The organism is Candidatus Nitrotoga sp. M5 (assembly GCF_927904885.1).
In the GTDB taxonomy this organism is placed as follows: Bacteria; Pseudomonadota; Gammaproteobacteria; order Burkholderiales; family Gallionellaceae; genus Nitrotoga.
Genome location: NZ_CAKMNW010000079.1, coordinates 1 through 14501 on the forward strand (window position 1 = coordinate 1; position 14501 = coordinate 14501).

A 14501-nucleotide genomic window follows, 5' to 3' on the forward strand; every position below is an offset into this window, starting at 1 on the left:
AATATATATCGTACTTGCAATGGATGGAACCGGCCTCAGTGAATATAAAAATATTATTGCTGCTCGTTATATCATGCCTTATTGTTGGCTGTGGGGAACATTATTCCTCATGGGGGGGGGCATCAAAAGGGGTGCTGCAGAAGGGAATGGTTGCGCCTAGCTTGCCCACGAAAACTTTGGCAGATGTGGGTGGGGACATGAGTAAAATGACGACTTATCGTCAGCCAGATGCACGCATGTACGAACACTCATTAGATGATGCATTAGCTCTTGGTAAGCCTATCGTCTTGGAGTTTGCCACACCTGGCCATTGCACCGTGTGCGATGGCCAGTTGCAAATCCTGAAGGCATTATTGGAAAAATATCAAAGTCAGGTTCTATTTTTGCATATGGATCAATATCAAAATCCGCAGGCATTCAAGGCATATCGCGTAATGGGCGATCCGTGGACATTTTTTATAAATGCCAAAGGCGTTGTCAGCGGCGTGCAGCCGGGACGTATGTTGTATGGTGAAATGGAAGCAGGAATTAAGAAAATTCTCAAAGCAGGAACAGAAAGTGGTTCGGGTTAATCTAGTATGAGCGATACGCGTTTCAGTTTAGTGCAGGATCGCAAAGGCATGCTATGGGATTTACTGTTGTATGTTCCTACAGTTGTAGCTTTACTGTCTATGGTGGCTAAATTCTGGTATGCCGGTGATGTCAGCTTGGCATATTTGTTTTCGTTTCTGGCCAGTTTCTTTTTTATTGCTGGTGCCAACCGCATATTAAAAACTCGGTTAATGTTATTGCCTACCGCACCAATCGCAATTGAAATCGGTAAACAGATAACTCGAATTATTATGCGCAACGGAGAGAATGTTGAATTAGTAAAAGATTTGCGAATTTACGCGGACTACTCAGGTCGTTCGTTCGGGCTGGCGGGGCTAGATAAATTAGATCAGCGCTTGCAATTTGTATTTCATAAAGGGCAGTTTCCTAACATAAACGATTTCCAAGCAGTACAAGATAAGCATAAAGCTAGTTAGGCATACATTCACAAAAATTCAATTAATAGCATCTCTGATTAACCTTAATTTTATTGTCCAGTAAGGAAAAAAATATAATGCACGGATTGATCAAAACCAGATTTTGCTATTCGTCGGCATCTGGATATCGTGTTCTATTTCAGACATGTCAATACGCTGGCTGTGTTAAATGGCTAATCAAGTAAGATTTGCTCGAATATGATACGTAATAGACGTCAATATATGTATTAAATTGTCGGATACATTAGCGGGCATAATTATGAATATTTATTTCGAAGCTAACTAGGATGATGAGCCAGTTGTTGCATTCGTCAAAGAGTATGATGAAAATATAGTTGCTACAGTCTAAAATATGCAAACCTTTTCTTGCTGAATAGTAAGCATAATTACATTTTAATCAGGTAGATATATTAAAATAAGATAATGTGAATCAATGGCTGATGAATATAGCTCCGTTAGAATCAGTTGTTGAAGCGCTGATGGAAGATGCAAGTGAGTCGCATGGGAAGCAAATAAAATGCTAACAGCAGGTACTGTGTGGGCTGCGTTATTGACGTTTGGGTTAATGTTAGTTGCGTTTCGTTACGCTAAACAACGTACTCTTCATGTGCCGATAATGATATCTGTAATCTTATTTGACTTGGGAATGCCGGTGTATCTCTATATGTACAAGGACTGGTATCGTCGCTTAATTATAGAGAGCGAAATAACTTCATTAATAGTGTGGATGCATTTAATGATGATAGTGATGATGTATGCGTTATATGTAATGCAAGTTAAAACAGGGCTGCGTTTGTTGCGCTCTGATAACGGTGTACGAATCGATCATGGAGCTCAAGGCCGCGCTACATTGTTGGTACGTGCCTTTGTTATCTTTACAGGTGCCTTACTTGTAGAGTCCTGATAATTATAGCAGTGTATGAATCTGCTATTTAATGCCCTTGCGGCGTTGAATTACATCCCAAGCCATTAATCCTATGGCCACTACGCCAATGAGGCAAGTGATTATAATCAGCAGCCTCTCAATCTCCTCGGAGACCAGGCCACCAACAAGCATATGTACAGCATAGCCCATGATAAATAGAGAGCAGAGAGCTACAACCAAATATATTAAAGCTTCTAGTATTAACTTATTCATTTTAAAAAATATTTATATTCCGCTACGGGATAAATCGATTTGATCATGTTATCCTTCCAGATCTGATATACATTAGAAGACAAGAAGTATATCTGAAGGCATGCTCAGATGCATCTGCCCTATTTGTCGCTGTTAACTGTGGTGGGTGAATTAGTATTTTTCATATGCAAAAGCACCCCGCCAGGTTGTACAACGATTGTTTCTACAAATCCACCGTCAAGCATAGATAGGTTCTTTGCGAGCTTCGAATTGCTGGCTAGTCGTGGATTGAATACTAAGTGAGTAATGCTCTGCAGCATGGTAAGCTGAATTTGCGGGTTCTCTGCCGCGGGGGGTAAAGGTAGAGTATCGCATTTACATGCGATCATGGTGCGGCTTGGCCATTGGCTGGCCACCCGCAAAAGATTAGAATTTATTTCGCTTTCGTTTTCTTCATTGATTTTTCTGTTATTTTCAGCTTCTACAACAAGAAACCGAATTAGCTGATCCTCTTGAGACAGAAAGCCGGATTGTCGAATTTCGTAGTGACTCCTATCTGCACGCATAAATACTGTAGAAAGAATAATAATAAATAGCATCGTCAGTCCTCGTTGATGCACAAACCCTTTGCCAGCTCCTGCATTATTTGAATGTAACAATAAAGGTGTTCCAAAATACAAAATCAGGCTTAATGCAATAATGGCCCACGCCAAATCGCTGGTTAAAACACCAATCGTTAAGCCTATAAAAAAGATGTTGCCAGTAAAGTCTGACCGTAGGTTTCGATATTGTTTGATAACGACGATTACTAGTACAGCAAGCATGGCCAACCCAACTATCCATCCGGCAGTAGAGATTTCACCGTCTAAAGGTGATCCGAGTATTGAAATTGCAAGGCTTTCAATAGGGTTTTGGAACCACTCGACATAATTCCAGCCCTGTAACATGATTATGGTGAAGAGAGAAACAAAACTTACGCCAACAAAAAAATATTTTTGCTGCTTTTGATCTAGCGGGTTTTTGTACCATGACCAAAGTAATGCTAATGGATAAGCTAGGCCAATGGGATGTAAGCTGACGCTGAAAGCGCTGACAAGTAGCTGGGTAAAAAACCAGCCGCCACCCGGGCGCGGGTTAGCACGATACTCAGCATTCAACCATGTGCCTAGTGCAAATGCCGGTAACATGTAAATGCCTGGAGAGAGCGAGTCAATTTGTTCAAGCATCAAAGGAGATATGATCAGTAAGCCACTGGCAACTAAAGCGCTTTCCGCATTAACGTTGTGTCGGTTCCATAAATAAAGCAACCAAATGGCAAAGGCTAATGAAAGAGCAGTGAGAACCTTGGCGGCAAAAACTTTGCCTGTCCAAAGAAAAGCAACAGGTAAAAATAACAGTGCACGCAAATCAGGTGCGCCAAAAGTTACAACTGAAGTGGCCACCTGATCCGCTATAGACCATGCCAATAAAAGTGATTTGGCAGAGCCCTCATCTAAGTTGTAAAGGTCTGAACGCAACAAAAAAAGGATAAGCACGCCCCATAAAGACAATGAAAGATACCCCCAGTAACGAAGAGGAATGCGGGACAGTAAGGAATTAATGTTTATCATAAAATATAATTGTTTGGTTTAAGTGCGCTATGTCTTGACAAGGTTAAGTGTAGGGTTTTATTATATCACCGCATTTTTATAACGCTGAATTTTAGTAAACGCTTGCCTCCAAGCCAATCACATGCCACATAGAAATAAGGTGGCAGAGTAAGCGGACTTGAGAGCATCTATGAGTTTCGCTTAGAAAATAGAAAAAAATCTAAACTTTTTAGATAAAACTGGGGGAGGAAAAACAAAGTGCGAAAAAAATCAATACCAGCTAGTTCCTTTTGGATAATTATAATTGCAGGGTTTGTAACGGGTATGGGTAATGGAAGTGTATTCGGGGCTGCTCTTATGTGCTGGGTGGGACGTGCTGGATTCGAAGATTGGGGTGGGCTGGGTGCTGGTTCATATATACCTACAACATTCAATGGTTTTATGACATTCTGGATGCTGGTGTTCGGTTTTGTATTTACTTTAATGCTGGCGCTCGCTTTAAAGAGGCATGATGCTCTTGAAAATGGAGTTCGTAATTAGATATGGGCTTGCCTGTATGGCGACCTTAAAGAAGGAGGGTGAACATGCTTATGATAATAGCGGGAACGTTTTGCATGCTTTTGGCGTTTTCTAGTATGTGGTTGTCGTGGTACGTATTAATGCCACACAAGCATATTAAATTGGATGATGGTACTGAAGCGCTAGGTGAAGTGACTGGTGGTAAGATGGGTGACATTATTGAGGAAGAAGTGGATTCTATCTTGCATCATAAACATAAAGCACCAAAAAAATAACATCTAAAAATTATAGTGGGACTAACGCTAGTTGAGGCATACAGTAAGTCTGCCTGGAGCTAAATGAGGAGATGCAGCATGATTCTTAAGTATTTGTTTGCCAAAAATGAGGCTATCCCGGTTGGTTCGTCGGCGATATTCTTCGGTTTTTCGGCCATTGTATGGTTTATGATCGGAACTGGGTTGGGCTCGTTCAACGCGGCCAAGCTGGCTTTCCCTGATTTTGTGACAGGGACGGAAATGTTTGCTTTCGGTCATATGCGTCAGGTCCACGTGCTGGCTGTAATTTTCGGCTGGATATCTATGGCATTTGCAATGGCCATGATGTATATCACTCCGATACTGGGGAATACCAGGCTTTGGTCAGAGAAGCTTGGTTTGTGGAACTGTATGATGTGGAATGTCTGTCTACTCGCAGGGTTGTCTTTGATGTGGATGGGAGTGACTTCTGGTCGTGAATATTCAGACTTTCCATGGCCGCTGGATCTTGCTGTAGCTGTGTTCATAAGTATTCCTTTGGCGATTAATGTGTGGATGACCATAATAAATCGTCGTACACAGGGAATTTATACGACCAATTGGTTTTTTGCAGCGTCGACATTTATGTTGATCATAGTATTTTTGGTTGGAAATCTTCCTGAGTACTTTCACCTTACTGGTCTTACCGAAGCTTACATGACGTGGTGGTTTGCTCATAACGTTCTGGGGCTATGGATTACGCCAGTTGCAGCGGCAATTGCTTATTACGTTATTCCAAAGGTGACAGGTAATCCATTGTATTCTCACCGGATCGGTCACTTGCACTTCTGGTCTATAGTTGTATTTTATTCCACTCCGGCTGCGCATCATTTGATGTCGGCTCCGTTGCCTGAATGGCTAAAATCTTTCGCTTCAGTAGAAGGGGTGTTGATTCTGGTGCCAGCGATTGCATTTGTGTCTAATATTCTTTTGACAATGCAGGGCAAGTGGAATATGTTTGTCGAGAATCTTGAGGTGCGTTTTACCGTAGTTGGCGTTTTACTGGCTATACCGCTCAATATGCAAGGTGGTTTTCAGCAAACACGCTCAATTAACTGGTACATTCATGGAACAGGCTGGATGGTGGCTCACGCACATCTTGCTTTGCTTGGATTCTCGACGTTCCTTGAGGCTGCAGCCGTATACTTGGGTCTGCAAACATTGATGAAGCGCAAGCTTTACTCACTGACTTTAGGAAACTTGCATTTCTGGTTACTGTTGATTGGGTTCAGTACATACTGGGTATCGATGACAATTGCTGGCTTGATTCAGGGCGCTGGTAAAATTTACGAGGTGCCTTACATTGATGTCGTGATTGCTGAGCATCCTTATATGATTGCTCGTTGGCTGGGAGGTACTATGGTATTTTCTTCTACCATCCTTTGGTTGTATAACATGTGGATGACAGCGCGTGAAGGTACTCCTATTCCTGCCGGACGTATGCCACACGAACTAGCGTACGAACGTTAATCCTAAATATTAGACAGAAGCTGGGGAGAAAATTATGCAATTTAGAGAGTACAAAGTCGGTTCCAGAATGTTTGGGATGGCGTTCGGGTTGTCAATGACTATAACCTTGTTATTCCCAAGTTTTGATCTGGCGGCCTCAGTTGTTTCTGAGGTTGGCTTGGATAAGCAACTGGCTTCGGGATGGGACTCAGGCTGGCAGCTCCAGGATCCATTTTTGGATGGTCTGAACAAGCCATTAAAGGTGTTAGTCAGAAAGGATCCGAAAACCGGAGAGCCAATGGAGCCAGTATATGCTTACGTATATCCTGCAGGAACGTCGTTGCCGAACGGAGTGAATCACCCGCAGATATTAGGTCACGGTGTTGAAGGTCTCAGCGTTGAGCAAGGACGTATTACTGAGGCGAAGAAAGAAGACGGTGCCGTATTCCTGATTAATAAGAGTAATAAATTGCTGGATTTCGAGGATAAGCCGCTTGCATATATAGTAAATGCGACTGCCACGAAAGGTTGGACTCCAGATGAAGTTTTAAATCAGGCGGTAGACTCAGATGTGCTGCACGCTGGTGCCGGGAAAACAATGTTTGTAAGAGAGGGTTGCTGGTGGTGCCATACATTGTTGCCTGAGCAAACACAAGATTGGCAAATATTTGGCGCTCCACCTATGCTAGGAGATTTTAATGGTGAGTCGCCAACGGCATTTGGATCCGATCGTAAAGGCCCAGATTTGTTACATGTTGGTTCACGCAATGGATCTAGAGAATGGATGATGCTGCATTTCTTTAATCCACGTTTAGTACAGCCACATTCAATCATGCCGCGTTTTGATTACTTGTGGGGCGAGTTTGATGCTGACGGTAATAAAATTGATTATGATAAATGGCGCTCAGAGTATGATGAATACCGTGAAGGAAAAATCACTACTCCTCCAGACGTACCTATGTACACAAAGGATAGCGAAATTAGAAAGTTAATTGATTTTATTGTGAATCTCAAATAAATTAGGGGGGCGATGATATGACTTGGGTATTTGACGCACCGCTGCATACTTTAACGCATGCAGAAACTGTAGCAAAAAACAAAGCGCTGTGGGAGGCTGAAGATCTCGGAGGAATGACTGAAGACAACAACCGGTTGCCGGTGCCAGTTGTAGTTCTAGTATTGTTAACGGTCATAACAGCATTTCTGACAACTATTCCTCTCTGGGGGCAACGTCCAACTGCTGCGATTTATGTTGACTACATAAAGGTGATGGATACGCCTGAAATTGTTGCAATACAAGGAGCTCAGGGTGATGCTGCTGCAATGAAACGTATTGTTGAACTTAATAAAAACAGTGCATTTGAATCTCAGCAAGGTAGGCATCCAGTTACTATGGATGATTTGCGAATTCTGAAGCCTCAAATTGAAGAGCTTATGAAGATTCCGAATATAGACCTCAGGGATTATACGGTTGTAGGGCCCGAAGTTAAAATTGCGAATTTTGAAGGAAATTATCGTGAAAATGGTAAAAGAGTTCGCCAGCAACCTTTCTGGGATAAGGGATACACTATTGATGTATTTTACCTAACTATGTTTTTTGTTGGTGTGACAATTACCATGAAGCGGCTACCAGAAAATACCTGGCAGCCACGTCATCACGGACATTAACCAACGAGCGCTCATAAACGAAATAATGTTTAACTTATAAATTATATTACGGAGGTGTCTGATGATAGATCTGGATTATGGGCCTATTTGTATGGCGGGTGTAGTCTTAATTGGTTTTTTAGCTCCCTTTATCTACAGTTTTTTTGTAGACGATTATGATAAAACAAGTCCGCAAATTAGGTCTAAAAATAGCTAGAATACAGCTGTAAATTAAATGCATAAGGTATGCCGCCTCACGGGCGGCATAATCTATTTAAGGGAGTAATTTGAGATGAATGGAGATAATTATTTATTCATTTCTTGATGGGTTAAATTTATACAGTGTAATAAATGTTGTAGCTAATGCAACAAACTCTCATAAATTAGACCTAAGCATAGAAGGTATGCGTAGCCAGCAATTCAGCACAGGTGTGTTTTTTTTCATGCTGCTGGGAGTATTAGTATTTTCAGGTATTATATTTATGGTGATGTTTGGAAGTCACGCGCCAAAAAAAATGCGGATTGGTGAGAAAGTGATGTTTGGACTAATAATTGTCGGCGTTATTGTTGCAGTTATTTTCGGCGGATTGCAATTGCTGGGCGGATATCTTTACTAGCTAATCTACAAAACAGTTACCTAACGATCGATGGAGGAAACATGGAAAACTACTTGCAATCGTTGGATGATGGATGGTCAATTTATCTTTGGCTTGTTGTTGGGGGACTCATTATTATTGCTGTAATTTATTGGATCAGGTGGGGAATGAAGAATGAACAATTCGATGAGGACATCAAATATTTAGTATTTGATGAAGGCGATAAAGATAAAATGTCGCCTGAAGAATATGCAAAAAGCCGGGAGGTGAATGCCACTCAGATGGAAAGCCGTGTGCGTATTTTAAAGCGTCAGGCAGATGAAAAGAATCTGGCCAATGAAGCAAGGTGAAAAAATTGTTTTCATAATCATTGCAATAGTAGTGCTTGGCTTTATGGGGCGTAATCTATGGCTACTAAATACAACTAAGGAAGTTGATAAAGGCATACCATATTACAGCACTGCATCTGACACATTGGAGCGCGCTGCTATGGATGTCTATCGTCAGCAAAATTGTAAAAGCTGTCATTCCTTGTGGACAGTTAGGGATCTTATGCGAGCCGTCCCTGCTCCAATTTTGGACGGTATAGGTTCGTTGAGAAGTGAAGACTGGTTATACCAGTATTTTTCAGCTCACAACCCGCAAGAAATATTGAAGTCCCGTTTAAAGAAAGAGTATCAAATGCCATCTTATGCGCATCTGCCGGAAAAGGACCGACGACTTTTAGCGCGATATATGTCAAGTCTGAAGGTGCAGGATTGGTATCTTGAAGAAACGCGCAAGGCTGAGCATGAAAAGCTTACCGGCGAAGAGTACAAACCATGAATATGTTACCACCCTTGACCGTTACCCGAATTTTGAATGGGGTGGTTGCATTAATTATGGGTAGTGCACTGAACTACTTTGGTGATAGATTGCTAGGAGTTAAAATCGAGCTATATCGCGGCATTCTCGACTACGACAGCCTGTGGGTCTTGGATATGTTCGTGTTACCTTTTTTTGTAGGCATATTGGTTGCTGTAATTTTTGGACTTGGCGGTAAATGGTTGTGCTACTTTCCGCCACTTATTGTTAAATCTATAAGTTACTTGGAGATACTTTATTTGACCGGCGTGCCGGAAGGGGCATCGTTAATGCCTTTCGGTATGTGGGCTTTGTTCGTAACAGTCGTTATGACTGCGGCGGGCTTCGGTGGGGTGATTGGCGAAATCATGGTTAAAAAAACCTATGGTAGAAGTCCGCAAGATCTTATATATAAGCAACGTGGCGACAATAGTAAGCATGGCGTTTAAATGGCTGTGATACCCAATAACGGAAAATCTGAACTTCCAGCTGCAGATATCGCTCGACGTAAACGTTATTTATCGGCTACTTTTGTAGTTTGCTTTGTCTTATTAGCAATTGGTATTACCCTGTACGTAGTGAGTCAAGGGTTCGATCGAATGGGCGACATGCGGTCGAGTGCTACGTACGACTTGAAAGATGAATATTCTCGTATTCGTGCTGCAGGTGAAGATTTAGTATTACACAGCAGGCATGAGGCAGAAAAAAATAAAGCAGTGGGATATAGTGCTATTGAGGTTGAAAGCTTGCTCTCCAAAGAAGAGTGGCTTGAAATTGAGAGTATGGTATTAATTCCTGACGGTGCTTTTTTAATGGGTACAGATTTAGAACGAGCAGATGTACAAAATCATCCGCAGCATACCGTTAATTTACCCGCATTCTGGATAAATAAGTATCCAGTTACTAATGCGCAATATGCCAAATTTGTAGTCGCTACATCACACCGTCCTCCGTTAAACTGGAAGGAAGGTAAGATTCCTCATGGTGAAATTTTGCGCCCCGTTACTATGGTGTCTTGGTACGATGCATCAGCGTACGCTAAATGGGCAGGCAAGCGGCTACCCTCTGAAGCTGAATGGGAAAAATCAGCGCGTGGAAATGATGGACGGCGCTGGCCGTGGGGAAACAAGATGGATCCTGATCGATTAAATACTTATTACAATGTAGGTTCGACAACAAATGTCAATGTTTATCTAAATGGAGCTAGTCCATATGGAGTAATGGATATGGCTGGTAATGTGAGTGAGTGGATGGCTGATGATTTTGCGCCTTATCCTGGAACAGACGCGCCGCCAGACTTGTTTAAAGGAAAAATATTGCAGGCAACAAATAAAAAAGAGGTTGAAATTGTGCCGGCAGGCAGAAGATACAAGGTATTGCGGGGCGGGTCATGGAAGGGCGATCCATTTTCGACTTCTGTCTTTCATCGAAACTTCGCTTTCGCGAATTTTGCCTCCGATTTTTTTGGATTCCGTTGTGCAAGTGATTTCGTAGAAGAGGATAAACGAGAGTGAGAGTGCTCGAATTATTAAGGAATGTGGGCGTTGTCATTTGTCTCTCATTGTCCTTGGTGAATATGAGCTATGCAGTGGACAGTTATCGCTTTCTTCACGTGCATATTGATACGCTTTGGTATATTTTTTTGTTCCTGCTGGCTATTCTCTTTGTTCCCTTTATTCTGATGGCAGTACTGACATGGCACTACGCGGATAGAAAAACCGATATGAAAGAGGAGCAGAAAATTTCAGTCGAGAGTGATAAATAATGGCGAGAACAAATGGTGACGTTTATCCCTCTGTGATTGCGAGTTGGCTAATTACAGCGTTGCTGCTTTTGTTTTGTACTATACCAATTTCGCGAGCTGCTGATGATACAGATGAGAAGGGCGATAGCGTTAAGGTAATGGAGGCGTTTGAACAGCAGGCCAGTCAGAATAAAATAGATAGGCCAATAACAATTCAACAAAAACATTTGACCATGTTTTTATTGGGCGTTCCATTATTAGTCTTGCTTCTAATTACTGGAGGGCTGGGCATCGCTATGGGAATATATGGTAAGCAAGTATTTGTGCTGCATATGATTTCTGCTGGGCTTACTATTACTCTGGCTTTTGCCCACGCTATTGTGGGGGTTGTCTGGTTTTATCCATTCTAAGTCGAAACGCTATTCATGCTTCTATGCTTTAGTTCTATTTTAGCGTTGAGCATAAGCGTTTGAACTTCGTCTCTGCCTCGCTTCCACTGTCAGTCTAACGGGTTTTCCGCAAAATTTACTGTGATAGTAGACTCATTCTCACTCGGCTTACTCTGAAAAAAATCGTCATCCACAAAAAATAATTTGAGGAATAGCCAGAGCACTTACATGTAGCTCAATACTGGTCGGGTTTGGTGCATCAAGGCTGAATTAATTGATTTTTATCGCTATCGCTGCATTGCAGCAGTTTAACGTATCTTTGTGTATGGGGCGTCTGCGCTGGGTAATCGATTAGATCAAGGCACGTAAGTTCGCGTACCGCACATGTTGTGTTTGTTCATAGTGCTCGTTGTTGCATGTGTTGCTACTACGGGCCTCAATTTTTTCATGCAAAGGATTCAGAGAACACACTCAGTTGCCTTAATTTCCTAGTCAACCGACGCATACTGTTCCACTGCGACAATCGATATTTATATAGTAGATTGTGCGAGGTTACTGTGAGTTATGCATGTAGTGCTATGTTTTAATATCGGAATCTGCATTGAATGGTCGTGCCCTGATAATTGTATTCATTTTAAATATATTGCTGCATATTAAGGTTCGTTTATGTTGGTGAAAGAATCACAATCATTAATCTCAAATCGTAGTTATTGGCCGCTGGCATTTTTGTATGGTTTGTTCGGTCTAACTAGCGTGGCATATGAGGTTTTGTGGGCGCGCATGCTTTCGTTGCAGTTCGGAGTGAGTATTTTTGCGGTGGTGTTGACCGTCGCCGCTTTTATGGGGGGGTTGGGAGCGGGAAGTTTGTTTGCGGCACGTCGTGCTTCTCAAATCAAAAGACCTTTATTATTGCTTGCTGCTTTGGAAGGAGGCATCGTTGTATTCGCTTTAGTCTTGCCACTTATTCTGCAAATGACATCTGCGGGTATGGAAAATGCGGCGGCACAACTTTCACTATTTCAATGGTATGGTCTCATTGCTAGTGTTGCCTTGTGCTTGTTGTTGTTCCCAGCTTTTATCATGGGGGCAGGATTTCCATTAATTTTGGCATCACTCGGAAATATGCCAGAGCGACTGGGAAAAATTTACGGTTTAAATACGTTGGGTGCTGCGTGCGGGGCACTATTACCACTTTGGTTGCTGCCATCCTTGGGTTGGGTCTGGTCGGTCAGAGTGGTTGCTGCGATTGGCTGTTTATGCGTTATTGCGCTGCTGTTGCTTTCACCGCGGTATGGCACAGTGCAGGTTGCTGAGAATAAAGTAAGTGCAAGTCGGCCTCGTTTCACTTTTTTGTTCGCCTATGCCGGAATTGGTGCGGCAAGCCTGATTTTGCAAATAGCTTGGACGCGGTTGTTCGGTATGGTGATGTTGCGCACAGAGTACGTGCTGTCAGTGATCCTGGCATCATTTCTGCTGGGAATTGGAATAGGTAGCTTGATCGCGCCACGACAACACAGGCAGGTGTGGTTTGTAATTTTGCCCATTGCTGCAGGAGGATTCTCCATACTAAGTTTATGGTTGCTACCTGCACTTTCGGCATGGGTTGAGCGAACTGAGTTTACTTCATTATTTGAAGCATTGAGCATGCAAGGGCTGCTACTTACGCTGGTAACTTTGCCAGTAACGCTGGCACTTGGAGCTTGGTTGCCGTTGTTAAACAGCCGCTCAAATGGCGGTGGGGTATGGTTGTACGGGGCGAATTCACTGGGAGCAGCGCTCGGAGCTGTCGTTGCAGGAGTGGTGCTCATACCGGTTTGGGGAAGCTCTGGTACAGTAGTGATGGCAGCATCGGTATTGTTGATTCTAGGGCTAACTTGGGCGCAGTCGCGTGCTGCATGGCTTGCTGTACCGTTTTTTTTAATGGCAGCTTGGCCGGTTATAAAGTTACCGTCAGTTAGTGCGTTAATGCCACAGGCGCATGCGGGAAGCAGAGATTTGTATTTCTACGAAGACGCCATTTCGATGACTCATGTAGTGGAACAACAAAACGGGCAGCGTGTCTTGCTGACTGACTTACAGAGAATGGATGCATCAACAGATCCAACAGCAGTATTTGTTCAGTCCAATCAAGCTCGCTTGCCATTGCTGCTACATGAACAGCCTCGCTCAGTTCTATTTCTTGGGTTGGGTACAGGAATTTCCGTGGCCGGTTCTCTAGCGTTTCCTGATTTAGATCGTAGTGCAGTTGAATTGTCACAGGGTGCGATTAATTCCGCTGGAACTTGGTTTACTCCATTAAATCGCAACGCACTGCGACAGGCCAAAGTGGAGCGTGACGATGTACGGCATTTTCTAAGCGCGAGTCGGGATCAATACGACGTCATAATCGGTGACGTATTTCATCCGGATTTGGCAGGCTCAAGTTCTTTATTGTCAGTGCAACAATTTCAGCGCGTGCATAATCGCCTTAGTGAAAATGGACTGTTTGTTCAGTGGTTGGCGCTCAACCAGTTCGACAATAAATCTTTAAACGTGATTTTTAACAGCTTTAAGTTGGCATTTCCTGATGCACAATTATTTCTCGATGGAATGCATTTAGCTCTTGTCGGGCCACGTCAGGAGTTTATGGGCGCACAGGGGCTGCTGCATAATCTGCAGCGTATGTCCTTAGAGCAACAGAATGAAGCGACTGCAAGTGAGGGTGGCTGGACTTGGCTAGGACGCTATTGGGGACCCTTGCCAGGCAATCGGGGACAAGTTCAAGATGAGTGGTCACCAGTGATTGAGTTTCATCTGCCGCGCGCGCGCTACGCTGGTAAATTAGATGTGGCAAATTTATTGCAAACATTGCTGAATACGAGGCCGAAAGTGGAAGTCGCTGCAAATTTTCTGGGAATTCTTGACAGCGATATAGATGCTTTCGAACGCGCTTACATAGGAAGCGAGCTGATTACGCGTAGCTGGCTTGCGGCAGCGCGTGGCGCAACGCAACAAGCTAACCAGTTGACGCACTTGGCTCATAAGGCGAATGCAAAAGATCGCTGGATTGCTTATGCGTTGGCTGATATGATGTTTTTATCTTTAGTGCAAGCGCGGGAGCATGGTTTAAGCGAGAAAGAGGCATTACAGAAAATTTTGCATCTTAATCCATATCATGTCGAAGCGGTTCGAGCATTGTGGCGAATTGAGCGTAAGGCAGGTGATGCCCGTGCGGAAGTAAGTCGTGCGCACTTGCTGGAGTTGAGCCCGCTTGACCTTGAAGCAAACATGTCGAGGAATTAACTTAA

17 protein-coding genes are annotated in these 14501 nt (G+C 43.1%); 16 read left to right on the top strand and 1 reads right to left on the bottom strand.

Annotated features, from left to right (window positions below):
* Positions 1-146: 146 nt before the first annotated feature.
* The 3 genes from MJ770_RS14205 (at position 147) to MJ770_RS14215 (ending at position 1932) form a co-directional block, all read left to right on the top strand.
* Positions 147-572, top strand: coding sequence for a peroxiredoxin family protein (locus MJ770_RS14205; RefSeq protein WP_239255728.1), 426 nt, complete (start codon positions 147-149; stop codon positions 570-572).
* A gap of 6 nt (positions 573-578) precedes the next feature.
* Positions 579-1028, top strand: a complete 450-nt coding sequence (locus tag MJ770_RS14210; RefSeq protein ID WP_239255730.1) for a hypothetical protein — start codon at positions 579-581, stop codon at positions 1026-1028.
* Between the two features lie 616 nt (positions 1029-1644).
* Entirely contained in the window at positions 1645-1932 is a 288-nt protein-coding gene (locus MJ770_RS14215; protein WP_239255732.1) for a hypothetical protein, read from the top strand.
* A 353-nt stretch (positions 1933-2285) separates the two neighbouring features.
* Here the strand turns inward: MJ770_RS14215 and MJ770_RS14220 are convergent, their stop codons facing one another.
* Positions 2286-3755, bottom strand: a complete 1470-nt coding sequence (locus MJ770_RS14220; RefSeq protein ID WP_239255734.1) for a hypothetical protein — start codon at positions 3753-3755, stop codon at positions 2286-2288.
* 237 nt (positions 3756-3992) lie between these two features.
* Between MJ770_RS14220 and MJ770_RS14225 the strand changes: the two genes are divergently transcribed.
* From MJ770_RS14225 to MJ770_RS14285, 13 genes are all read left to right on the top strand, one after another.
* Entirely contained in the window at positions 3993-4274 is a 282-nt protein-coding gene (locus tag MJ770_RS14225) for a hypothetical protein (RefSeq protein WP_239255736.1), read from the top strand.
* 44 nt (positions 4275-4318) lie between these two features.
* Complete coding sequence (locus MJ770_RS14230; protein ID WP_239255738.1) at positions 4319-4528, top strand: hypothetical protein; 210 nt, start codon at positions 4319-4321, stop codon at positions 4526-4528.
* A 78-nt stretch (positions 4529-4606) separates the two neighbouring features.
* The gene (locus MJ770_RS14235; RefSeq protein ID WP_239255740.1) at positions 4607-6016 is read left to right on the top strand and encodes a cbb3-type cytochrome c oxidase subunit I; all 1410 of its coding nucleotides are present in this window, start codon (positions 4607-4609) and stop codon (positions 6014-6016) included.
* A 34-nt stretch (positions 6017-6050) separates the two neighbouring features.
* Positions 6051-7013, top strand: a complete 963-nt coding sequence (locus MJ770_RS14240; RefSeq protein WP_239255742.1) for a cbb3-type cytochrome c oxidase subunit II — start codon at positions 6051-6053, stop codon at positions 7011-7013.
* Positions 7014-7030: 17 nt separating this feature from the next.
* Positions 7031-7663: a hypothetical protein gene (locus MJ770_RS14245; RefSeq protein WP_239255744.1), complete on the top strand. Its 633-nt coding sequence runs from the start codon at positions 7031-7033 to the stop codon at positions 7661-7663.
* A 275-nt stretch (positions 7664-7938) separates the two neighbouring features.
* Positions 7939-8259, top strand: coding sequence for a hypothetical protein (locus MJ770_RS14250; protein ID WP_239255746.1), 321 nt, complete (start codon positions 7939-7941; stop codon positions 8257-8259).
* A 41-nt stretch (positions 8260-8300) separates the two neighbouring features.
* Positions 8301-8588, top strand: coding sequence for a hypothetical protein (locus MJ770_RS14255; protein ID WP_239255748.1), 288 nt, complete (start codon positions 8301-8303; stop codon positions 8586-8588).
* On the top strand, positions 8575-9063 hold the full coding sequence (locus MJ770_RS14260; protein ID WP_239255750.1) for a c-type cytochrome: 489 nt from the start codon (positions 8575-8577) through the stop codon (positions 9061-9063). Before MJ770_RS14255 ends, MJ770_RS14260 begins: the two co-directional genes overlap by 14 nt.
* Entirely contained in the window at positions 9060-9530 is a 471-nt protein-coding gene (locus tag MJ770_RS14265) for a hypothetical protein (RefSeq protein WP_239255752.1), read from the top strand. Before MJ770_RS14260 ends, MJ770_RS14265 begins: the two co-directional genes overlap by 4 nt.
* Complete coding sequence (locus tag MJ770_RS14270) at positions 9531-10595, top strand: formylglycine-generating enzyme family protein (protein WP_239255754.1); 1065 nt, start codon at positions 9531-9533, stop codon at positions 10593-10595.
* A 62-nt stretch (positions 10596-10657) separates the two neighbouring features.
* Positions 10658-10846: a hypothetical protein gene (locus tag MJ770_RS14275; RefSeq protein WP_239255756.1), complete on the top strand. Its 189-nt coding sequence runs from the start codon at positions 10658-10660 to the stop codon at positions 10844-10846.
* Complete coding sequence (locus MJ770_RS14280; protein WP_239255758.1) at positions 10846-11235, top strand: hypothetical protein; 390 nt, start codon at positions 10846-10848, stop codon at positions 11233-11235. Before MJ770_RS14275 ends, MJ770_RS14280 begins: the two co-directional genes overlap by 1 nt.
* A gap of 645 nt (positions 11236-11880) precedes the next feature.
* Positions 11881-14496, top strand: coding sequence for a fused MFS/spermidine synthase (locus MJ770_RS14285; RefSeq protein WP_239255760.1), 2616 nt, complete (start codon positions 11881-11883; stop codon positions 14494-14496).
* Positions 14497-14501 lie beyond the last annotated feature (5 nt).